Raw genomic sequence first — 22135 nt, forward strand, 5'->3', positions numbered from 1 at the left:
TATGACATCCTATGCGGCTTATCCCCTTCTTATTCCTTCTCTTGTGCCGCAGCCATCTCTTCGGCCACCTTTATAGCGTCAGAGGATACTTCTTTTGAGCCACCTGCAAATTTGTTCACAAAATCAGGAACCATGTCCAAAATCTTTGTAACAGCATCCTGCTGTTTGATATTCACAAGCTTTGTTACCCCATTCTGAATAATGAGGACCGCACTGGGGCTCATCTTTGCATGCATGCCACCCGCACCTCTTTGCTTGGAATTCTCAGCGAAAGAACCAGCCGCCATTCCGCAGGTCACATCCACCAAAGGAAGAATGATCGCATCATCAACCTTTACGGCATCTCCTACCACTGTTTTTGTTGCTACAAAAGCATCCATTCCTTTAAACAGAGCCTCAACTGTAGATGTAAAATTATTGTCTGCCATCGAAAGCAATTCCTCCTTTATCGAAGCCATTTCTTTAACAGAATCCTGAAATTCTTATCCATCACCAGGCGTAACCCGATGAAAAGTACTGTTCCCAAGCGGATCCTGCCACGAAAGGTACCTTCCGCTGTAAACACGGTCTCATCAAAAACCGGATAAATATCCAAATACTTATGGCAAAGGGGGTATACCACACTTGCGTACATAAGCACCTGACCGGTCAGGGAAGGATCCTCAAAGCCAAAGGTAACCGTTCCTTTTCCCTTTAGAGGAAGAACGTGCCGTAACAGCTTTTTGCTTTGCTTTAGAACCAGCTTTACTGTTCTCTGATTATCCTTGTTGGAAAACCAGGCATAAACTTCATCTTTTTTTTCTTTTACTGTTCTCAGTGTATCATAAACTCTGCGAAAAAAAAACTTAAGTTTTGATAAAAACCTGAGTACTGCCTTTTTTACATGTGGCCAAAGTCCAATGAAAAAAGAGCTTTTTTTCTTTTCTGTTTCTGCTGTTACAGGGGAAGGTCTGTCTGATGTCTGTCTGAGGGCATCCTGCTGTTTCCTGATTTCTTCCTGAACATCCTCTTTTAGTTCCTCTGCTTCTTCCAATGCCTCCGGCTCCAGCCGCTCCATGGCATGAACCATGATATCTTCCGCTTCCTCCAGTTCTTCATTCATGACCTTAGGTTTTAGAATGCGGAACCCAAATAAGCGGACTGCCATTTTCACATCCCCCTCGTACTCCACTCTTACGGTAAGGATATGTAGCAGCCAGGAGAGAACCACACTCCCTTGTCCCTTTTCGTAATAAGAACCTGTTCCGCGATAGCGTACCGGTACCAGAAGCACTAGCAGCAGCCCTGCAAGAATAAGCCCCAGAATGATCAGTAAAAGAAGTCCTATTATTTTTAATATTAATAAAATTATATGAAGCATGAACACCTCACACCTTACCGGCTTCCTTCCTCTAAAAAGGCAGATAAATCAAAGCCATCTGTTATCCGGTACATATCATGAATCACATGTCCGGCCACTTCCAGAGCTTCCCAATAACCGGCAGCAATGCCTAAAATGAGAATCTCTTCTTTCCGGAAAAATGGAGCAAACAATTCCGCAGTCGGATAGATATCAAGTATATTATTCCCATTTGAAGCAGGTATAATCACATAAATATCCGGTCTTGGTATTGATTTCCTGATTCCCCGTATAATCCGGTAACGCTTTTTCTTTGCTTTTTCCCCAACATACAGACGGTCAAACCAGCTTATTTTCATAATCCATCAGCTCTTCCAATAATTCCTTGCACGTTTCCTTTTCCGCTTCGTCCAGGCAGCTTTCCAGACTTCCTCTGATATATGCCTGTATTTCATCCATGGAGTTAAAGTACACAGGAAGGTCTGATAAAACCTTAGCCATAATGGCCCGTACCACCTGTTTGGAGGAACTGGAGAAGATATCTTCCAGTTCCTTTAAATAAGCACCCGCTTCTGTTTCCAGATACGCGCGGTCTACGATAGCTTCCTCTTCTGCCTGCTCCGTACCGGACTCCGGACCGATCAGCTCTGCAAAACTGCTTCCGGATAACAGCCTGTCTACATTGAATGCCTTTATATAATCAGGATCTTTGCTGCCCCTTTCCTGAGGAAGTTCAATCTTTAAATAGCGTTCATAATATGCTTCCTGCCGGCCTTCCAGCTGAGTAAACTTCTCAAGGAAGGAATCCTCTCCAATGGAATAATCTTCCTTGCGGAATTTTTGAAGGATATCCGTAACGATTGACCGGTAAAGTTCTTCCTCCTTTATATCAACAACCGCTTCCGTTCCTGCAAGCAGCAGCACGCAAAAATCATTGATAATTTCCTGAATCATAACATAAAGCCCTGATTCATTGGTAAGTTCCTCACTGGCGGAGGTCAGTTTTGCCATTGCTTCATCAAAGCCTTCTTCAGTCATATTCCGATAGTCTGTTTGACGAAACTGCTCCAGAAGCTTATAGAGCTCCTTATGTCCATGTTCCATATCCTTTGGAAGCCTTGTCATGGATTCTGTCCGGAGGGTATACATCATATCTTTTAGATTCTCTCTGGAAGAACCGATATAGACAGACAATCCTTCCATCAGAAGGCTGAAAAACTTCTGCTTTGTCAAACGAATCGGAAGCTGTCCGATGATCTGCTTGATTCTGCCATTCATTACCGGAGCATCATTGGTTCCTGTAACAAATTCCAATAAGCGCTTTACAAATGCTTCATCATCAGATCCGGCAGACGGCAGAGTCTTAAATTTTCGTTCCAGGCGGTTTAAGACGTATTCATATATTTGAAAACAGTCCGCATAGGAAGTCATAATCTCTACTTCATGAGTAATATCTTCTCTTAGCTTCAACAATCCGCCAAACTTATCCTGACCGGAAAAATGACCGTCAAGAAGTTCGTTCAGCCGATTGACAGAATGGAAGATGCGTTCCGGAATACGGGGATTTTCTGCAATCGTCTCAAAAAAAGTATAATAGTTCAGCGCCAGCCTTACATAAGAATACTGGTAAGCAGCGGTCATCTGTTTTTTCAGCAAACGGGTTTCCACAATCTATCTCCTTTCGGATCCTCTTAAGTATTATAATTGGCAAGAATCGACCGTCTCAGCAGATCCAGCGCCTTCACCACAGACTGTTCCCTGATCTTTTCACGGTTTCCTTTAAAGTGATATTCTTCAACTTTTACCTTATCTTTCAGATAACAGGCAATATACACAAGGCCTACCGGCTTTTCTCCCTCAGAATTAGGGCCGGCAATACCTGTCACAGCAATGCAGACATCTGCATCTGTGGCAAAGACACCACCGATAGCCATCTCTTTGGCTGTCTGTTTGCTGACGGCACCGTATTTTTTCAGCGTACTTTTATTGACATTGAGCAGTTTACGCTTTGCCTTGTTGGAATAGGTAACAAAGCCTTCCCTGAAAACTTCAGAAGCTCCTGATACGTTGACCAGGCGTCCCGAAATCAGTCCGCCGGTACAGGATTCTGCTGTAGTTACCGTTAATTCGTACTTTTTCAGAAGGCGGACGACTGCCATTTCAAGAGTCTCTTCTTCCTTTGTGGTATAGATATCATTACCAAAACGGCTTTTGATTTCTTTCACGACCGGTTTTAAAAGTTCTCTGGCTTCTTCTTCGCCGGAAGCCTTTGCAGTAATTCTTAAATGTACCTCTGCTGTTTTCGCATAAGTGGCAATCGTTGGATTGGACTGACCATCGATCAAATCAAGGATTTTATTCTCTACCTGGCTTTCTCCCTGTCCGCAGATCTTTATCATCTGAGACCGTATGATATCGGGCTGCAGCTTCTGCAGATAAGGAACAACCGCCTCTTGAAAAAGAGGCTTTAACTCGTTGGGAGGTCCAGGCAGCAAAACGGCAGCTTTTCCATCCTTTTCCATAATCAGTCCGGGGGCAGTTCCGTTGTTGTTGTCAAGAACAATCGCTCCGTGAGGAACCAAAGCCTGTTTCCAGTTATTATCCGGTATTTCTTTGTAGATACTGTTCTTAAAATACTGAACAATCCGTTCCTTGGTATGGGCATCTTCTTCCAGTGCAAATCCCATGACCTCCGCACAAACCTCTTTTGTCAAATCATCCTCTGTAGGTCCTAATCCACCGGTTAAAATAACGACATCCGAACGTTCCAATGCAACTTGAATCACTTTAGACAAACGTTCTCTGTTATCACCGACAGTCACCTGGTGATACATGGACAATCCCAAAAGAGCACATTTTTCTGCAAGATACTGGGTGTTTGTATTCACAATGTTACCAAGCAAAAGCTCTGTTCCGACGGAAACCAGTTCAACAACCATAACGTTTACATACTCCCTTCTGTAAGAACCTTATAATTTTTTGCAATATAGTCAATCAGCGATACCACCGTCAACAGGACGGCAATACAGGTAAACGCTGCAGTAACCGGTGATAAGAGCGGAATATTTAAAATAAGAAGAACAGACATTATCATCTGGGACACGGTCTTAAACTTCCCCCATTTGCTTGCCGCAATTACAACACCGTTATCCGATGCCACCAAACGAAATCCGCTGATGATAAACTCTCTGCTGATGATAATAATTACGATCCAGGCGGCAAGCTGGTCCAGGGCGGTAAAACAAATGAGTCCGGAACAGACCAGAAGTTTGTCTGCAAGGGGATCCATAAACTTTCCAAAGTTAGTAACCAGACCATACTTTCTGGCGATCATACCATCCAGCATGTCCGTAAAACTTGCAATAATGAATATGGCAGCTGCAATGTAACGGTATGCTGCATGCGCTCCCCCGCCCAGAAGAAGGAAAAAAACAAAAAACGGAATCATGATAACCCTTAAAATTGTTAATTTATTCGGTAAATTCATCTTCCAACTCTCCCATCAAATCATATTCCATGGCTCCAGTTACCCGAACCCTGGCAAAATCACCTGACATCAATTCTTCGCCGGTCTGAACGAATATCATTCCATCGACACCCGGTCCATCCATATAAGTGCGGCCTACATACGCGTTTTCGTCTGCTACCTTGCCTTCAATCATGACCTCCACCGTTTTTCCGATCATGGAATTTGAATGGTCAAGGGATATCTCCTGCTGAAGTTCCATGATTGCATCACGGCGTTCTTCTTTCACCTCCTGTAAAACCTGGTCCGGAAACTCTGCGGCAGGAGTATCTTCCTCCGCCGAATATGCAAATACACCAAGACGTTCAAATTCCATCTCATCCACAAATTCCATAAGTTCTTCATGGTCATCTTCCGTTTCCCCAGGGAAACCGGAGATCAGTGTGGTACGCAGTGCAATATCAGGAATCTCCTTCCGAAGTTTTCCTATGATACTGCGAAGCTGGTCTTTGGTCGTCTTTCTTCCCATACGTTTTAAAATCTTATCACTGGCATGCTGAATCGGAAGGTCCAGATAACGGCAGATCTTTTCTTCCTGCTTTATGGTCTGAATCAGTTCATCCGTAATTTCCTCCGGATAGCAGTACTGAATCCTGATCCATTGAATGCCTGAAATACGGCAGAGTTTCTTCAATAATTCCGGAAGTGATTTTTTCCCATACAAGTCCACTCCGTAGAGAGTGGTTTCCTGAGCTACCAATATCAGCTCTTTTACACCCTTCTGCGCCAAATCTTCCGCTTCTTTTATAAGCCGCTCCATGGGAACGCTGCGGTAGTTTCCCCGCAGTGCCGGAATGATACAGTAAGTACAATGTTTGTCACAGCCTTCTGCAATTTTAAGAAATGCGTAATGACCGCCGGTCGTAAGAACCCGTCCTGCATCCACTTGCGGAATCCCTTCCAGTTCATGAAAACGCTGTACGTGCTCTTTTCCACCCAATGCTTCATTTAGGACATTGGAGATCTCATCGTATGTGGAGGTTCCAAGAATTCCATCCACTTCCGGAATCTCATCAATGATCTCCTGTTTATACCGCTGGGCAAGGCAGCCTGTGACAATAAGTGCTTTGCAGTTGCCGTCTATTTTTCTCTGAGCCATATCTAATATGGTATTAATACTCTCTTCTTTTGCATCTCCGATAAAACAGCAAGTATTGATTACAATCACGTCCGCCTCGTATTCATCATCGGTAAAGGTATATCCGTCTTTATTCAGAAGGCCTAACATCATCTCCGTATCAACAAGATTCTTGTCACAACCCAGTGAAATGCATAATAATTTCATCATAAAACTCCTGTCGTTTATATTTCGTGTAAGAGAAAAGCCATCTACCAAAAGGGAGACGGCCTTCTTTTTAATTAATCGTCTTCTTCTGTTGCGTCCGCTTCGCTCAGAATCTTTACCTGGCCCTCATACAGTTCCTCTACGGCAACAGAAAGCGGTTTTTTACCGTATCCAGGTACTTCAGGTTCTGATCCGCCGATGATCTGTCTTGCTCTTTTCGCAGCAGCAATTACAATGGAATAACGGCTTTGTACAACAGGAGTGTCTCCAGGTTCTACCTCGCTGTTCACTACATTAATTAAATCTGAATAAGATGGATGTAACATCTTTTATTCCCCTTTCTCAAATAACTATATTTTTTTCAATTCTTCCCGGATCTGGGATAAAAATGCCACATTATTGGAAGCACGGTTATGCTGCACCCGGATCATCTGATGCATCTCTTCCACACAGGTATCAATCTTGTCATTAATAAGGATATAATCATAAGCCTCCATGCACTCCGCCTCTTCCAAAGCTCTGCGCAGTCTGGCATTGATGATTTCCATGCTCTCTGTTCCCCGCCCAATTAAGCGGCGCTTCAATTCTTCCGCATTGGGAGGCATGACAAAAATCAAAATAGCCTCAGGAAAGCGTTCTTTGATTTTCAGTGCACCCTGTATTTCAATTTCCAGTATTACATCTTTGCCCTTTTTCATCTGGTTTAAAACATACTCTTTGGGTGTTCCATAAAAATGTTTTACATACTGGGCATATTCAATCAACGCGTCCTGCTCTATCATTTCCCGAAAAGATTCTTCTGTTACGAAAAAATATTCTCTCCCATCCACTTCCCCTTCTCTGGGGTTTCTTGTAGTTGCGGATATAGACAGCGCATAATTATCATACCGCTTCAGAAGCTCCTTCATAAGAGTTCCTTTCCCTGCTCCTGAAAAACCGGATACAACTGCCAACATGCCTTGCTCATTCATGGATTTAGTACACTCCCTACTCAATATTCTGGATCTGTTCTCTGACCTTTTCGATCTCAGTCTTTAAGATGATTGCTTTATCTGAAATCTCCAAGTCATTGGCCTTTGATAATATGGTATTGGCTTCCCGGTTCATCTCCTGTGCAATGAAATCCAGTTTTCTTCCCACACTTCCGCCAGCCTCCAGCTCTGTCCGGGTATTTTCAATGTGGCTTCTTAAACGTACTGTTTCCTCATCCACACATATTTTATCAGCAAATATGGTTACTTCTGTAGCAATTCTTCCTTCATCAATGGAGGCACTTTCCAACAGCTCCCTTACCTTATCCTCAAGCTTTGTACGGTATTCCATAAGGATCTTCGGAGATCTCTCTTCAATGAAATCCAGAATTTCTGTCATATAATCAAGCTTTTTCATCAGGTCGCTTTTAAGTGTCTCACCTTCGGTCACTCTGGTATCAACAAATTGCTTTGCAGCCTCTTCCACAGTCTCGGAAAGGAATTTCCACATCTGGTCTACATCCTCAGGCACCTCGTCCATAGTAAGGACTTCGGGAAACTTTGCCAGGGTTGATACCTTGATGTCGTTCTCTATTCCAAACTGCGCCTCTATCTTTGCGAAATAATCCATATATTCAGCAGCCAGAGCGCTGTTATATTTTAAACACAACTTATTCTCCGTATAATCTTCATAGCTGATGAAAACATCAACTTTTCCCCGCTGAATATAATTCTTTAACAGATTTCTGATTCCTGCTTCAAAGAAATTAAACTTTTTCGGCATCTTTATGCTTAAATCCAAATATCTGTGATTTACAGCTTTCATCTCGACGGAAATCTTATACTCATCCGTGACGGTTTCGTACCTGCCGAAACCTGTCATGCTCTTAATCATTACAAATGCCTCTCTTTCGCCATAGATATTATCCATTATAAGTCATATTAAAATACAAGTCAATTGGTTTTAAATTTTACACAACAGCATTTTTGTGCTATACTATTTCCATCATATAGACCATTTACCGGAGGAATCAGACGATGGCATTAGACGGAATTGTTATGGCGAATCTCGCAGCAGAAATGACCGACCGGCTGGAAGGCGGAAAAATCGCTAAAATTGCCCAGCCGGAAAAAGACGAACTGCTGTTTACTGTTAAGAATCAAAAAAACACCTGGAGACTTTTAATCTCCGCCAGCGCCAGTCTTCCGCTGGTTTATTTTACGGAATCCAATAAGCAAAGTCCTTTAACCGCACCTAATTTCTGTATGCTGTTAAGAAAGCATATCGGAAACGGGCGCATTATTAAAATAAGCCAGCCGGAACTGGAGCGCATTCTTTGCATGGAGATTGAACATCTGGATGAGCTGGGGGATAAACGGACCAAAAAACTGATCATTGAGATCATGGGAAAACACAGCAATATTATTTTCTGCAACGAGGATGACCTTATTTTAGACAGCATCAAGCACATTTCCGCTCAGGTCAGCTCTGTAAGGGAAGTTTTACCGGGAAGGACCTACTTCATCCCAAAGACTACAGAAAAGAGGAATCCGCTGACCATTACCCAGGAAGAATTTCAGGAAGTCATCGGTTCTACAGCGGCTCCCATACAAAAAGCCTTATATTTAAAGCTGACCGGTTTCAGCCCTGTTATGGGACATGAACTTTGTCATCTTGCCTCCATTGACGGGGACCGTTTTGCCAACGAGCTGACTGAAGTGGAAATGATCCATTTATACCGGATGTTCTCCCTGATGACAGAAGACATAAAACAGGGGAATTTTACTCCTAACATCATATACAGGAACGAGGAACCAGTGGAATTTTCTGCTCTTCCATTGACCTGCTACGAAGGGGACGGCTATCATGCTGTTTCTTTTGAATCCATCAGTTCTCTGCTGGAAACCTACTACGCTTCCAAAAACACCATTACAAGAATCCGTCAAAAGTCCGTAGATTTAAGAAAAATAGTTCAGACCGCTCTGGAACGGAATTATAAAAAATATGATCTGCAGTCCAAGCAGCTGAAAGATACGGAAAAACGGGACAAGTTCAAGATTTACGGGGAACTGTTAAATACCTACGGATACGAATTGACCGGCGGAGAGAAGACGCTCACCTGTTTCAATTACTATACCAATGAGGACATTACAATTCCTTTGGATGACCAGTTATCCGCAAAGGAAAATGCACAGAAATATTTTGACAAATACAATAAGCTAAAACGAACCTTTGAAGCCGTTACCGCACAGCTAAAGGAAACCAGACGGGAGATCGATCACCTGGAGTCCGTAAGCGCTTCACTGGATATTGCGTTAAAGGAAGAAGATCTGGTTCAGATCAAGGAAGAACTGATGGAGTATGGTTACATCAAACATCGCCGTGCTGGAGATAAGAAACCGAAAATCATGAGCAAACCGTTTCATTATATATCCACCGACGGTTTTCATATTTATGTAGGCAAGAACAATTATCAAAATGAAGAACTGACCTTTAAGGTTGCAAGCGGCAATGACTGGTGGTTCCATGCCAAAGGAATTCCAGGTTCCCATGTCATTGTGAAAGCGGAGGGAAAGGAACTTCCGGACAGAGTATTTGAAGAAGCAGGGGCTTTGGCGGCATACTATTCCAAAGGACGGGATAACGATAAGGTAGAAGTGGATTATATTCAGAAAAAAAACCTTAAAAAGGTAACCGGCGCTGCTCCTGGCTTCGTCATATACCACACCAACTATTCCATGGTTGCAGAGCCCAAATTAACCTTAAAGGAATGCCAGTAACATTAATTGACTCTATATAAACACAGGGACCGGTCATACCGTACGCGTTTATCAGCCGGTTCCTGTGTTATTTATTTCATAAATCCAATTCCCATTCCATTTATCTTGACACCCTGTTTAAGACTGGGGCTTTGCAGTCGCCGGAAATGACCGATAAGATGACTTTCCATCTACAACCGCAGCTACTTTATACTGATATTCCGTATCCGGATTTAAGCCTTTATCCTGATACGTCAGAACATTTTTGTCTACGGTTGCCACTGCCTCATACTCTTTTCCCGGTTCAGCCCGGTAAATTTTATAACCGGAAACTTTATGACCATACGTTCCGTCACTGGCTGCGGTCCAGTTAAGCCGGATGGTCTGATCCCTTCGTCCCTCTGCCGTAATCTCCGGTACCTTTATCCCAGAGGACAACAAATAGCTTAAATTTGCAGGCTGGTTGTAAGCAGTATTCTGCCAGGCGACTCCTTCTGCATAAGCCCTGTCCGTCAAAAGGCAGGGAACCCGGTAATCGGTCTCAATGGGAGTGCTGTAAATTCTTATTTTATTTTTATCTTTTTCATCCCGGACAATTATTTCTTCTCTCCAGTCCCCTAAAATATCCGCCACCAGTCCGGCATTTGCTTTTGTGCCATTATTCAGTTTCGTTCCATCCATCTGAAGAATAACATCTGTTTTCTGATTTTCATAATCCCATTTCTGGACCTGTGGAATCAATTCGGTGGAATTATTAGAATCAAACAGTTCCATCAACAGATCCCCATCCCAGAAGATGGAAAAATTCTGGCTTGGCTTGATTCCTTCTTTGTATATTTGCTGTCCGTTCGCATTGTAGGTGATCGCCTTAACTGCGGCCCACATTTCCGCTCCCGGATATCTCGGATCTATATCAGCGGCCACACCGCGGCCAGTATCCTTTCCGTATTTATAACCCCAAAGGATCTTCCCGGTCTCAGCATCATGAAGTTCAATATGGTATTGAGCATCCTTTTCTTCATGCACCTGAAATACTTCCAGTTTCCCATCATCATTCCAGTCGCTGACATGCATGGCGTCTCCATGGCCAAGCCCTGTGGTATACTTCGGCTTACCATTATCATCCAGTGTGAGGGAACCGTAGATGATTTCATCGTTTCCATCTCCGTCCACATCGTTTACAGAAAGATTATGATTTCCCTGACCCGCATATTGATCTCCGGTAGGAACATCAAAAACCCACTTTTGAACCAGCTTTCCATTCTTCAAATTCCATGCGGCAATAGCAGTTCTCCCGTAGTAACCACGGCAGAATACTGCACTTGGAGTTTTTCCGTCAAGGTAAGCCGTTGCGGCAAGAAAACGGTCCGGGCGGTTTGCATAACCCGGAGGTTCCGGATTTCCTTTGCTGTCAAGCCCCCACATGGAAGTATCCCAGGTTCCTGTTTTTTCATCATAAATTCCACGGGAAGGAATATAGGCGGTGGTGTCTATGATGCTTCCTGTCTCTCCATCAAAGGCAGTCAGGTATTCATCTCCGTTTACAATGCGTCCGATTCTTCCGCTAAAACTGCGGAAATCGTATTCTTCACTAATTTTACTGACAGGAAGTGCTGCAGCATTCACCGCTCCAACATGTCCTGTTTCCTTTAAAACACCATTTACATTCTGATAGGTGGTGGACCCGTCTGCAGTTTTGCACAGCAATTCCGCACGGCCATCCCCATCGTAATCCCAAACCTGAAATTGAGTATAATGGGCACCGGAACGGATATTTATTCCTAAATCGATTCTCCACAGCAGCTCTGCTGCTCCGGTACTTGTATCAATGTCATATGCGTCAATAAAAGTAGTTCCCGTATATCCGTCTTTTGAGTTGTCCTGTGCATTATCCGGATACCATTTTACGATCAATTCCAGCTGGCCATCTCCATCTAAGTCCCCTACAGACATATCATTTGCCGTATAATCCGTAACAGCTCCATCCGGCATTACCTGTTGATCAGGAGCCTGAAGATTTAACTCCAAATACTCTTTTTCCCATGCAAGTGTTGTTTGCCCTATATTCTGGCTGCCCCTGCTATCTGCCACATCATACCGGTCTCCCCCTTTTCCTTCTTTATCCAGAAAATTAGTATTTGCGCCTCGGTAGATTTCCTGACCATTACGTTTCAGGATGAAAGAGGCTGATGGTCCATCCTCATGGTAAAACCGCCAGCTTACAAAGACCCCTTGATCCGTTGTCAAAGCGGTCAGTGCCCTGTCTGAGGCATTTCCCCCTCCTGCCTCTGCCGTTTGCGGTAAGGACATTCCAGTCATAAAAATAGCACTGGCAAATACAAGCAGTCCTCGTTTTAACTTTGTTCTTAAAAGCATTTGTTTCCCCTCCACATCATATTTTAAGCCTTTTTCACAGTTCCTTGGTTATCCCCTGCTTTCTCTGATGGTAAACCAAGCACTTCGCCTCCCTGATAAACCTGTTTGATGTTTCTATGACCTCCTTTTCGTTAATTCGGAATGGGAATTCCTGTAAATATTTTAGCATTTTGGCAAAATGATTGTAAACAATCATTTTATAGCTTGTAAATATGCCTGAATAACAGGGTTTTAAGAGGCCTATTATCATAATATTATACAATTAATGGATTTATTAATTTCCGCTTACTAAATATTTTTAGTTATTGAATTTTTATTCAGCTCCATGAAAACAAAAAATACGCCTTAATTCAGGACAGATAACCTGTGTCAAGGCGTATGCTCATGGTATCCATATGGTTTTTATCTAAACAGCTATCACAGATTTATTTTAAATCCTTTTACAATTACAATGTGATGATACCAAAACAGGTACAGAAAAAAGAATATAAAACTCTTTTTCTGTACCTGTCTTTTTATCGTTCCCAACTGTATTAATTTTACTTATTTGTCGAGATATTCAACCACAGCTTTTCTCTCAGGAACGGTTGTTATCACCTCAATAAAATACTCTTCAGGAATAATGATTCGCTTTCTTCTCGTTGATAAAATCCTTTTTTCCAAAGAACTGATAAAAAGCTTTTTATCCCGTTTGATAAACTTCTGGAACAAACTTCTTCTCATACGTATCTTCTCCTATCACAAAAAGAACCATGAATAGAAAAAATCTATATACTCCTTCTCCCGCTTTATAACTATTAAATCCAAATGAATCCTTTAATGATATAGCACTGAACAACTCATAAAATAATGATAAGATTTGAAACAAAATATTTGCCAAACAAATCAGAATTTCCCCCTTGGTTGTTCAGTGCAAATCAATTGTCATGTCAGGATATGTATGGAATCATTTCTGACATGAATGCGCTTTTTCAATTCAAATGACACTTTGTCATTTTCAAACTCATACCGGACTTGTTTTTTAAAAATCTCTTTAACAGGTTTTCATAAATAACAGGTCTTAGATTATTTTGCATTGTTCGCTTTTAAAACTTCCTCCGGAATTTTTCTTTCATAAATTCCAGCAGGAATACTTCTTCCTACGGAATTTAAAGAAACCTTAACTAACACTTTTTGAACTTTTTCAACTAATGTTTTCTTCATCCCTTGTTCTCTCCTTTTTAATTATTTTTATTTTGGGGAAGTAATGTCATTACTTCCAAAATAACCGGAATCATAATCAACTCTCTTAATGACGGAAATATGGAAGCAGCCGCCATCAAAATGGATAATACAACAGAAGAAGATATCTTCTTATTTAACTTATCCCTGGAAGTGAAGAATTCAATATTTATGGTTCGGGGTGCACAGATCCATACAACTACAATTGATACTGCATAGATTAACGGTAATACGGATATATGCATGTCAATAAAGAGATCTGCCAGAAGTGATACCGCCCACATAAGCAGCATGCTGAACCCGCAGCCCATTCCCGTTTTGGCATGAATACCTCCGGCCTGCAGCCGAAAGCCGCAAAAGGATAATAAGATTATAAAAGTTTCAAATCCTTTTCCAATCAAAAGGCCAATCAATTGAATCATTACAAACTTTATAATATTATCAAGCAGCAATTCCATTCCATATTGAATCACTTTATTTTCGTCTTGATTTTTTGGATTTATTTTATTCATCCAGTTGCAAAATCCGACAGCAATTCCCGAAATCCCCATCAATATCACCACCATTTGCATTTATATTACCATATCTTAATTCAAATGAATGTTTTTGCAATTTTCGTTGAATTTTTCTTCTTAAACGTTAGATGTATATCTTATACAAACAATTCCCTTTACTTTCCTTGGTCAACAAGGTAAAATAAATGTACTTACTAACGAGGTGATACATCATGACTTATTTTATATATACATTAACCGGAGGGTTATGCACTTATTTTTCCTGTATTAATCTTCTTCCTGATAAAATAACGGCTCTTAAAAAATTCATTCTGTTTTTATATGCATTCGGGAGTTTGTTTCTGTTTAACAGGATCTATGGGCAGGCCGGTACATATATAACATTTGTAGGGCTTCTGCTTTTAAATTCCCTGTTTGCAAAAGACCCTTATTTGAATATGTCCTGCTATCTTTTTGGTTACCTCTATACGGTTTCTTTTAATTACCTTTTCATGTGGGCAGCCGGTATTGTGCTCCATATGGATATGAGGGCATTACTGAACCATAATCAGCTTAATATGATGTTTTCCGTTACATACAGTATCTATTGCGGTATTACAACAAAAATCATTGGCTGGTATATTCATAAGAAACTGGTTATTTCCAAATATTTAACCAATCAGCATCTTTTAAAGGCCGTTTTTATTGACCTTTTTATTCTGGTGTTTTTTTATATATTTAACTTTTCTTATGGGGAATTCCTTGGTTATAATCATGGCGTTATTGCACTCAACGGGATTATATTTCTTTTGCTGTTTGCAATTACCGTGTTTCTCATGTATTCTATCTATAAAGTCACCGTAGGAGAACAGGCTTATAAGCACCGTATGGCACAATTTGAAAACCTCCGGCTCTATACAGAGCGCCTGGAAAACTCCTATGGGATCATGCGGAAATTTAAACATGATTATATGAATATCTTAAGTACCATGTCCGGGTATATGGAAGAAAATGACATGAAAGGGCTGATGAAATATTACGGGGAGCGGATTCTTCCTATCAGTCATTCATTTACCGAATCCGACACAAAGCTTGGAACTCTTTCCAACATTAAGGATACCGCTTTAAAGAGCCTTCTCTCTTCCAAATTCATCTATTCCATGGAAATCGGCATCAAAACGGAGATTGAGCTGACCGAGCCTATTGAAAGACTTTATATGGACACCCTGGATCTGTCACGGATCATCGGCATCTTTTTAGACAATGCCGTGGAAGCTGCAGCGGAAACCAAAGAAAAAGAATTGATTTTCTGTATGTTTTATAAAGAAGAAAATCTTTACGTGATTATACAAAACACCTCTCTCCCGCCGGACCATGCCATATCCGAGCTTCGCAGCCATGGAATCTCATCAAAAGGGGAAAACCGGGGAGTCGGCTTATATAACGTAGAAATGATTTTAAAAGATTACGATAATACCATTTGGAATACTACATATGAAGAACCATATTTCACACAGGAGCTGATTTTAATGAAACCTGGTTCTTAAGGAGTAAAACATGATTCACATTTATCTTTGCGAAGATGATAACAGACAATTAACCTATTGGAAAACCATTATAGGAAAATATTTATTAATGAATTCTACCGAATCTCTGCTTTATTGTACCGCCTCAAATCCAGAGGAATTACTTGCCGTAAGAAAAAAGTCCGATACTATAGGACTTTATTTTTTAGACATCGACTTACAAGCGAAGAAAAACGGGATTGAACTGGCTCAGGAAATCCGAAAATACGATCCGCGGGGATATATTGTTTTTGTCACGACTCACAGTGAAATGGCCATTCTCACCTTCCGTTATAAGGTGGAAGCCATGGATTTTATCATAAAAGACAAGGTCGCCACTCTGCCGGAGCAGATTTGTGCCTGCATAAAGAATGCGGAAGCCAACTACAGAAGCCAGCTCGATACCTCCAAACGCCTGCTTTCTGTGAAGATAGACAAGGCTTCTCTGGTTCTTGATCAGGATGATATTGTTGCTATTACAACAAGTGAGGATTATCACAAAATAATCATTCACACGAAGAACGGAACCCGTCAGATCACAGGTTCTTTGAAAGAACTGTATGCAACTTTAAATTCTTCCTTTTTTCAGTGCAGCCGTTCGGCTATTGTGAATTTAAAGCATGTGTCAAAATATTCCAGGGAACAGGCGCTTTTGACTATGGATAACAAAGAAACTTACTCTGTTTCCAAACGAATGATGGGAAAAGTACATAAGGCGCTGAAAGATATTTAAACAGCAAAAGGGATAAACGCCTGAGCCAAAGCGTTTATCCCTTTTGCAATTATAATATGAATATATCCTGTTTCATATCAGCACCCGTCTCCATAAGTCCCCTTAGACTTCACCAGCTTTGGGCGATATCCCTGTTCGGTCAGTGCTGCCATAATGGAATTTTTATGTTCTGTTCCAAATGCTTCTAATGTAATGCGAAGCTCCACAGCAGAATTCCGGTTAATGGTGATAAACTGGTTATGCTCTAACCGGATTACATTTCCCTGTTCTTTTGCAAGAAGTGCAGATACTTTTGCAAGTTCTCCCGGCTTATCGGGAAGAAGAATGGAGACAGTAAAGATCCGGTCTCTCTGAATCAGACCAAGCTGTACAATGGAAGCCATGGTGATTACATCCATATTGCCTCCGCTTAAGATCGAGACAATCTTCTTGTTATCCACATTCATGTGTTTTAACGCTGCGACCGTTAAAAGTCCGGAGTTTTCCACTACCATTTTATGGTTCTCTACCATATCAAGAAAGGATACGATCAGTTCCGAGTCCTCGATGGAAATGATTTCATCCACATTCTCCTGGATATAAGAAAAAAGCTTATCTCCCGGACATTTTACAGCCGTACCATCTGCAATGGTATTGACACTGGGAAGGGAAACCACCTTTCCCTGGCGGAGAGATTCCTGCATGCAGTTTGCACCGGCCGGTTCCACACCAATGACTTTGATCTTTGGGTTCAACATCTTGGCAAGCGTGGATACTCCTGTGCAGAGACCGCCGCCGCCAATGGGAACCAGAATATAATCAACAGTAGGAAGTTCCTTAATGATTTCCATGGCAATGCTTCCCTGTCCGGCAGCAACATCCAAATCATTAAAGGGATGAACAAAGGTCAGCCCCCGCTCATCAGCAAGCTGATAGGCATAATTGCAGGCTTCGTCAAAGACATCTCCTTCCAGGATAACTTCTGCCCCATATCCCTTGGTACGGTTTACCTTCATAAGAGGCGTCGTGGTCGGCATGACGATCGTAGCGGGTATTCCGGCAAGCTTGGCCGCATAAGCAACTCCCTGGGCATGATTGCCGGCAGATGCAGTAATCAGCCCCTTGGACTTTTCCTCTTCCGTAAGAGTGCTGATCTTATAATAAGCGCCTCTCACTTTATAAGCTCCGGTATACTGCATGTTTTCCGGCTTAAAATACACCTTATTCCCAGTCTGGGCGGAAAAATATTCGCTGTATATGAGCTTTGTTTCCAGGGTGACTTTACTTACGACTTCTGCTGCTTCTTCAAACTTTTCCAATGTCAACATGATTTACGCCTCTACTTTCTCATCTACGTGGAACAATGCATTCACAAATTCATTTGCATTGAACTTTTGTAAGTCATCGATTTTCTCCCCAACTCCGATATATTTTACAGGTATGGAAAGCTCTGACTGAATCGCAACTGCAATTCCTCCTTTTGCAGTGCCGTCAAGCTTTGTTAATATGATACCGGTAATATCTGCTACCTCCATAAACTGTTTTGCCTGTACAAGAGCGTTCTGTCCCGTAGTTCCGTCTAATACGACCAGAGTTTCACGGTATGCATCCGGATACTCCTTGTCAATAATCCGGTTGATCTTTTTAAGCTCTTCCATCAGATTCTTTTTGTTGTGGAGACGTCCTGCCGTATCACAAATCAATATATCCGCCTGTCTTGACTTAGCAGCCGCTACCGCATCGTAGACCACCGCAGCCGGGTCTGAGCCTTCCTGCTGGGCAATAATGTCCACTCCGGCCCTTCTGGCCCATTCCGTAAGCTGCTCGATAGCTGCCGCCCGGAACGTATCTGCCGCTGCAACGATTACTTTTTTCCCATCATCCTTCATCTGTCCGGCCAGCTTTCCAACAGAAGTTGTTTTGCCAACTCCGTTCACGCCGATCACAAGAAGAACAGACTTGCGGTTTTCAAATTCATAAGCATTTTCCCCAAGATCCATCTGTTCCATAATGCTGTCCATAAGAAGCTGCTTGCATTCCGAAGGATCTTTAATACCTTTTTCTTTTACCTTTTTTCTTAAATCCTCTACAATTGACATGGTGGTCTGGATTCCCAGATCTCCCATAATGAGAGTTTCTTCGATTTCTTCATAGAACTCATCATCAATGGCTGAGAAGCCGCTGAAAATGGAATCCACGCCGGCAATAATATTATCCCTTGTCTTTTGCAGTCCAGCTACCAGCTTCCCAAAAAATCCCTTTTTCTCACCCATAGTCGCTCTCCTTAACTATCTAAATCTTCTTCAATCAGGTTTACAGATACAAGCGTTGAAACGCCTTTTTCCTGCATGGTAATCCCATACAGACGGTCCGCAGATACCATAGTTCCACGTCTGTGCGTAATTACTATGAACTGCGTAGATTTTGTCAGTTTATGCAGATATTTTGCAAAACGGTCTACGTTGGAATCATCAAGAGCCGCTTCAATCTCATCCAATAGACAGAATGGAGATGGCTTTAAATTCTGTATGGCGAACAACAGTGCAATGGCGGTAAGTGCCTTTTCTCCACCGGAAAGCTGCATCATATTCTGCAGTTTCTTTCCTGGCGGCTGGGAAATGATCTGGATTCCAGCTTCCAGAATGTCTTCATCTTCCACCAACTCCAGGGCACCTCTTCCGCCTCCGAACAGTTCTTTGAATACCTTGTCAAATTCTGCCCGTATTTCCCGGAATTTTTCTTCAAACTGTTTTCGCATTCCCATATCCAGTTCCTCTATGATCTTTAACAAGGTCCCTTCTGCAGTCACAAGATCATCGTGCTGGGTCTTCATAAATTCATAGCGTTCGGAGACTTCTTTATAATCCTCAATGGCATTGACATTGACATTTCCAAGTTTCCTGATCTCATCCTTTAAAGAGGCAATCATACGCTTGATATCAGGAAGAGACGTCCATGCTTCATTCCGTAAAGCCTGGGCTGTAGAAAACGTCAGTTCATACTCATTCCACATGTAATTTACATGCCCTTCTAAACGTTCATTCAGCTTTTCTTTCTGGCTTTGAAGGCGGAACTGCTCCTTATCCAAAAGGCTGATCCTGCCGGTCAGTTCTTCTCTTTTTTGAAACAATTCCTTTTGCTCTCTGGCTTTCGTCTCCTTCCTGGCAGCCTTGTCCTGAATCAACTGCTCCAGTTCTTCTGCATGAGCTTTCTCTTTCCAGATCTGTTTTTTTAATTCTTCGATCTCTTTTTGCTTCTCCTCAATAACGAACTGAGAATCACAGGAACCGTCAGCAAGTCCGGAAAGTTCCTCTTCCAGCCGGTTGATTTCCTCGTCGATCCGGCGGAGGTTTTCCTGTTCAAACGCATCCTTTTGTTTTAAGCCGGAAACTTCCAGCTGAATGGCAGATAAATCTTTAAAAAACTGCTCTCTGTCTGTTTTTGCTTTTTCAAGTTCTGCGTTTAGTGATTCCAGATCACCGCCCGTATCAAGATTTTGCTTTTCCAGACTGTCCACGGCTGTAAGAAGTTCTTGCTGGCTGATGCCGATTTCCCGGATCTGCGCTTCCAGTTGAAGGTTTTCTCTTTCCAGATCTCCGTAGGATTCCCGGATTTCCGTCTTTTTATCTTCGATCCGGCGCAAGTTTATTTTAACCGTATTCTGCCTTAAATAAAGATGCTGTTTTTCTGACCGGATCTTTTCCAGTTCCTCCCTGCTTTCGGAAAGAAGTCCTTCATTCATTACCAGTTCTTTTTCCAGACGCTCCACATCTGCAAGGGCTTTGCTGCAACATTCTTCCAGCTCTTCGATTTCCCGCTTGCGTCCCAGAAGATTACTGGTATTTTTAAAGGCACCGCCGGTCATGGAGCCTCCGGCGCTTAAAAGTTCTCCTTCCAGGGTGACAATCCGCAGAGAATACTGAAACTTTTTAGCCAATGCAATGGCATGATCAATGGTATCCACCACGACTACCCGGCCCAGAAGGTAATTCATCAGGCCCTCGTACTGCTTATCTGCTTCTACCAGAGAATTGGCAAGTCCCAGGACACCAGGCTCTGCCAGAGCCTTATCCTGCTGAAAAGTGCTTCTGTTGCCAATGCTTGTTAAAGGAAGAAAGGTAGCACGGCCAAACCGGTTCTTTTTTAAGTATTCGATCAGTTGCTTGGCTGTCTGGTCGGAATCCGTAACAACGTTTTGAATGCTTCCTCCAAGAGCGGTCTCTATTGCGATCTCATATTTTTTCGGGACAGTAATCAGATCTGCCACAACACCGTGAATGCCATGTACCCGGTCCCGGACTTCCATTACTTTTCTGATACTGCCGCCGTATCCGTCATACCGCTCGGCAATATTTTTTAAGGATTCAAGCTTTGTATCGCAGGTATGGTATTCCTGCTGCCTGTTGTTTAAGTTCTTACCAAGCCTTTTAACCTGATTCTCCAGCTCCTCCGTCCTGTTTTCACACAATGCCTGGGCTTCTTCCCTCTTTGCAATGGCTTCATCGATCTCGGCTGCTTCTTTTTGAAGGTTTATAAGCTGTTCATCCTGTTCCGATTCATCACTTTTAAATTTTAAGAGCTTTTGGCATACTTCCGAACGGCGGACATTGACCTGCTCCAGCATAGCCTCATAGCGCTGCTGCTTTGCAGTAAAGGAAGCTTTTTCATTAAGAAGATCAATAATTCGTCCTTTTCCCTCTTCTATCTTCTGTTCCAACAAACGGATCTTTTCATCTTCTGAGAAAAGGATTTTCTCGGCTTCCTTTAGTTTCTCCACGGCAGACGAGACCTGACCGGCAATTTCTGACCGCGCTTCTTCATAGGAAGCCTTCTGTGCCCGCTTTCCGTCAAGCTCAGAATGAATGGCTTTCACACGACCTGCAATATGTTCCGCATTCATGTGTTCCGTATTGATCTGCTCCTTTAATACGTTGATACGCCCTTCTAAATTCCCGGTTTCCATGTTGGACACATTTTTTTCATTCCGCAGTGCAGTAATGGCATCATCCAGTTGGGATAAGTATGTATCTAACGTTTCATATTCTTCACGGATTCTCTCTGAACTCTGCCTGGCGTCTTCCAGGTCCTTTGCAACAATTCTTTCCTTATCCTCGTTCTCTTTTATCTGAAGACGAAGATCTTCTGTTTCCATTAAGAACTGGTTCACATCGTATCGCTTCAGTTCTTCTTTCAAACGAAGATATTCCTTTGCGGCTTCTGATTGTCTGGCAAGAGGGCCTACCTGCTTTTCCAGTTCGGATAAAATATCATTGACACGGACCAGATTCTGCTTCTCATCCTCCAGCTTTTTTTGAGCAATCGCCTTTCGGCGTTTGAACTTTACAATACCGGCCGCCTCATCAAACAATTCCCGGCGTTCCTCCGGTTTTCCGCTTAAAATCTTGTCGATCTGACCCTGTCCGATAATGGAATAGCCTTCCTTACCGATTCCTGTATCGTAGAATAATTCATAAATATCCTTTAACCGGCAGGCACTTCCGTTTATCATGTATTCACTTTCACCAGAGCGGTAAACTCTTCTGGAAACCGTAACCTGATCATAATCAATGGCCAGATGCTTATCGGAATTATCCAGGGTAATTGCTACGTATGCAAAGCCCTGGGGCTTTCTTAGCTCTGTTCCCGAAAAAATCACATCCTGCATGCTGGAACTGCGCAGCTGCTTTACCTTCTGTTCGCCAAGAACCCAGCGGACTGCATCGGCAACATTGCTCTTACCGCTTCCGTTGGGTCCAACGATTCCGGTGATTCCATTATGGAAATCAAACACGATCTTATTGGCAAATGACTTAAAGCCCTGTACTTCAATACTTTTTAAATACATAGTTCACGCCAACAGACCTACAAAGCCTGCCCTTTCTTTTC

20 protein-coding genes are annotated in these 22135 nt (G+C 42.4%); 3 read left to right on the plus strand and 17 right to left on the minus strand.

What is annotated here, in order from left to right:
* Positions 1-29: 29 nt before the first annotated feature.
* The 10 genes from ACLTWA_RS01680 to ACLTWA_RS01725 form a co-directional block, all read right to left on the minus strand.
* A complete protein-coding gene (locus ACLTWA_RS01680; RefSeq protein ID WP_412325816.1) occupies positions 30-428 on the minus strand; it encodes a GerW family sporulation protein in 399 nt (132 codons plus the stop codon).
* Between the two features lie 17 nt (positions 429-445).
* Entirely contained in the window at positions 446-1360 is a 915-nt protein-coding gene (locus tag ACLTWA_RS01685) for a DUF2953 domain-containing protein (protein WP_412325817.1), read from the minus strand.
* 14 nt (positions 1361-1374) lie between these two features.
* Positions 1375-1698, minus strand: coding sequence for a hypothetical protein (locus ACLTWA_RS01690; RefSeq protein ID WP_412325818.1), 324 nt, complete (start codon positions 1696-1698; stop codon positions 1375-1377).
* On the minus strand, positions 1679-3007 hold the full coding sequence (locus tag ACLTWA_RS01695; RefSeq protein ID WP_412325819.1) for a hypothetical protein: 1329 nt from the start codon (positions 3005-3007) through the stop codon (positions 1679-1681). The genes ACLTWA_RS01690 and ACLTWA_RS01695 overlap by 20 nt, the downstream gene beginning before the upstream one ends.
* A gap of 23 nt (positions 3008-3030) precedes the next feature.
* Complete coding sequence (locus ACLTWA_RS01700; protein WP_412325820.1) at positions 3031-4278, minus strand: competence/damage-inducible protein A; 1248 nt, start codon at positions 4276-4278, stop codon at positions 3031-3033.
* Between the two features lie 5 nt (positions 4279-4283).
* The gene (gene pgsA, locus ACLTWA_RS01705; RefSeq protein WP_412325821.1) at positions 4284-4826 is read right to left on the minus strand and encodes a CDP-diacylglycerol--glycerol-3-phosphate 3-phosphatidyltransferase; all 543 of its coding nucleotides are present in this window, start codon (positions 4824-4826) and stop codon (positions 4284-4286) included.
* Positions 4810-6150, minus strand: a complete 1341-nt coding sequence (gene rimO / locus ACLTWA_RS01710; protein ID WP_412327160.1) for a 30S ribosomal protein S12 methylthiotransferase RimO — start codon at positions 6148-6150, stop codon at positions 4810-4812. Before rimO ends, pgsA begins: the two co-directional genes overlap by 17 nt.
* A 74-nt stretch (positions 6151-6224) precedes the next feature.
* Positions 6225-6476: a DNA-directed RNA polymerase subunit omega gene (rpoZ, locus tag ACLTWA_RS01715; RefSeq protein WP_412325822.1), complete on the minus strand. Its 252-nt coding sequence runs from the start codon at positions 6474-6476 to the stop codon at positions 6225-6227.
* Between the two features lie 24 nt (positions 6477-6500).
* Positions 6501-7121, minus strand: coding sequence for a guanylate kinase (gene gmk, locus ACLTWA_RS01720; RefSeq protein ID WP_412325823.1), 621 nt, complete (start codon positions 7119-7121; stop codon positions 6501-6503).
* Between the two features lie 16 nt (positions 7122-7137).
* Entirely contained in the window at positions 7138-8016 is an 879-nt protein-coding gene (locus ACLTWA_RS01725) for a YicC/YloC family endoribonuclease (RefSeq protein ID WP_412325824.1), read from the minus strand.
* Positions 8017-8159: 143 nt separating this feature from the next.
* Here ACLTWA_RS01725 and ACLTWA_RS01730 point away from each other — a divergent pair, with 143 nt between their 5' ends.
* Positions 8160-9902, plus strand: coding sequence for an NFACT family protein (locus ACLTWA_RS01730; protein ID WP_412325825.1), 1743 nt, complete (start codon positions 8160-8162; stop codon positions 9900-9902).
* Positions 9903-10019: 117 nt separating this feature from the next.
* Here ACLTWA_RS01730 and ACLTWA_RS01735 read toward each other — a convergent pair whose 3' ends face one another.
* The 4 genes from ACLTWA_RS01735 to ACLTWA_RS01750 all read right to left on the minus strand — a co-directional run bounded on the left by ACLTWA_RS01735 (position 10020) and on the right by ACLTWA_RS01750 (position 14029).
* On the minus strand, positions 10020-12257 hold the full coding sequence (locus tag ACLTWA_RS01735) for a fibronectin type III domain-containing protein (RefSeq protein ID WP_412325826.1): 2238 nt from the start codon (positions 12255-12257) through the stop codon (positions 10020-10022).
* 543 nt (positions 12258-12800) lie between these two features.
* Positions 12801-12980: a hypothetical protein gene (locus tag ACLTWA_RS01740; RefSeq protein WP_412325827.1), complete on the minus strand. Its 180-nt coding sequence runs from the start codon at positions 12978-12980 to the stop codon at positions 12801-12803.
* A gap of 342 nt (positions 12981-13322) precedes the next feature.
* Complete coding sequence (locus tag ACLTWA_RS01745; RefSeq protein ID WP_412325828.1) at positions 13323-13460, minus strand: exodeoxyribonuclease V subunit alpha; 138 nt, start codon at positions 13458-13460, stop codon at positions 13323-13325.
* A gap of 17 nt (positions 13461-13477) precedes the next feature.
* Positions 13478-14029: an accessory gene regulator B family protein gene (locus ACLTWA_RS01750; protein WP_412325829.1), complete on the minus strand. Its 552-nt coding sequence runs from the start codon at positions 14027-14029 to the stop codon at positions 13478-13480.
* Positions 14030-14205: 176 nt separating this feature from the next.
* On the opposite strand from ACLTWA_RS01750, the gene ACLTWA_RS01755 reads away from it, so the two are divergent.
* Positions 14206-15519, plus strand: a complete 1314-nt coding sequence (locus ACLTWA_RS01755) for a sensor histidine kinase (protein WP_412325830.1) — start codon at positions 14206-14208, stop codon at positions 15517-15519.
* Between the two features lie 10 nt (positions 15520-15529).
* Positions 15530-16270, plus strand: coding sequence for a LytR/AlgR family response regulator transcription factor (locus ACLTWA_RS01760; protein WP_412325831.1), 741 nt, complete (start codon positions 15530-15532; stop codon positions 16268-16270).
* A 77-nt stretch (positions 16271-16347) separates the two neighbouring features.
* On the opposite strand, the gene ilvA is transcribed toward ACLTWA_RS01760, so the two are convergent.
* From ilvA to smc, 3 genes are read right to left on the minus strand one after another with little or no spacing between them, the layout of a single operon-like run.
* Complete coding sequence (ilvA, locus tag ACLTWA_RS01765; protein WP_412325832.1) at positions 16348-17577, minus strand: threonine ammonia-lyase; 1230 nt, start codon at positions 17575-17577, stop codon at positions 16348-16350.
* Positions 17578-17580: 3 nt separating this feature from the next.
* Positions 17581-18522 (minus strand): signal recognition particle-docking protein FtsY, encoded by a 942-nt coding sequence (ftsY, locus tag ACLTWA_RS01770; RefSeq protein ID WP_412325833.1) that lies wholly within the window; start codon positions 18520-18522, stop codon positions 17581-17583.
* Between the two features lie 11 nt (positions 18523-18533).
* Positions 18534-22094, minus strand: coding sequence for a chromosome segregation protein SMC (gene smc / locus ACLTWA_RS01775; protein ID WP_412325834.1), 3561 nt, complete (start codon positions 22092-22094; stop codon positions 18534-18536).
* Positions 22095-22135 lie beyond the last annotated feature (41 nt).

This window comes from Lacrimispora sp., from assembly GCF_046972725.1.
GTDB lineage: Bacteria > Bacillota > Clostridia > Lachnospirales > Lachnospiraceae > Lacrimispora.

Bases quoted from the DNA above. Each gene is read 5' to 3' on its own strand.
- gmk (WP_412325823.1), bottom strand. From the start codon at position 7,121: ATGAATGAGCAAGGCATGTTGGCAGTTGTATCCGGTTTTTCAGGAGCA.
- ACLTWA_RS01690 (WP_412325818.1), bottom strand. From the start codon at position 1,698: ATGAAAATAAGCTGGTTTGACCGTCTGTATGTTGGGGAAAAAGCAAAG.
- ilvA (WP_412325832.1), bottom strand. From the start codon at position 17,577: ATGTTGACATTGGAAAAGTTTGAAGAAGCAGCAGAAGTCGTAAGTAAA.
- ACLTWA_RS01760 (WP_412325831.1), top strand. From the start codon at position 15,530: ATGATTCACATTTATCTTTGCGAAGATGATAACAGACAATTAACCTAT.
- ftsY (WP_412325833.1), bottom strand. From the start codon at position 18,522: ATGGGTGAGAAAAAGGGATTTTTTGGGAAGCTGGTAGCTGGACTGCAA.
- pgsA (WP_412325821.1), bottom strand. From the start codon at position 4,826: ATGAATTTACCGAATAAATTAACAATTTTAAGGGTTATCATGATTCCG.
- rimO (WP_412327160.1), bottom strand. From the start codon at position 6,150: ATGAAATTATTATGCATTTCACTGGGTTGTGACAAGAATCTTGTTGAT.
- ACLTWA_RS01685 (WP_412325817.1), bottom strand. From the start codon at position 1,360: ATGCTTCATATAATTTTATTAATATTAAAAATAATAGGACTTCTTTTA.
- ACLTWA_RS01725 (WP_412325824.1), bottom strand. From the start codon at position 8,016: ATGATTAAGAGCATGACAGGTTTCGGCAGGTACGAAACCGTCACGGAT.
- ACLTWA_RS01745 (WP_412325828.1), bottom strand. From the start codon at position 13,460: ATGAAGAAAACATTAGTTGAAAAAGTTCAAAAAGTGTTAGTTAAGGTT.
- ACLTWA_RS01750 (WP_412325829.1), bottom strand. From the start codon at position 14,029: ATGGGGATTTCGGGAATTGCTGTCGGATTTTGCAACTGGATGAATAAA.
- ACLTWA_RS01740 (WP_412325827.1), bottom strand. From the start codon at position 12,980: ATGAGAAGAAGTTTGTTCCAGAAGTTTATCAAACGGGATAAAAAGCTT.
- rpoZ (WP_412325822.1), bottom strand. From the start codon at position 6,476: ATGTTACATCCATCTTATTCAGATTTAATTAATGTAGTGAACAGCGAG.
- ACLTWA_RS01700 (WP_412325820.1), bottom strand. From the start codon at position 4,278: ATGGTTGTTGAACTGGTTTCCGTCGGAACAGAGCTTTTGCTTGGTAAC.
- smc (WP_412325834.1), bottom strand. From the start codon at position 22,094: ATGTATTTAAAAAGTATTGAAGTACAGGGCTTTAAGTCATTTGCCAAT.
- ACLTWA_RS01680 (WP_412325816.1), bottom strand. From the start codon at position 428: ATGGCAGACAATAATTTTACATCTACAGTTGAGGCTCTGTTTAAAGGA.
- ACLTWA_RS01755 (WP_412325830.1), top strand. From the start codon at position 14,206: ATGACTTATTTTATATATACATTAACCGGAGGGTTATGCACTTATTTT.
- ACLTWA_RS01735 (WP_412325826.1), bottom strand. From the start codon at position 12,257: ATGCTTTTAAGAACAAAGTTAAAACGAGGACTGCTTGTATTTGCCAGT.
- ACLTWA_RS01730 (WP_412325825.1), top strand. From the start codon at position 8,160: ATGGCATTAGACGGAATTGTTATGGCGAATCTCGCAGCAGAAATGACC.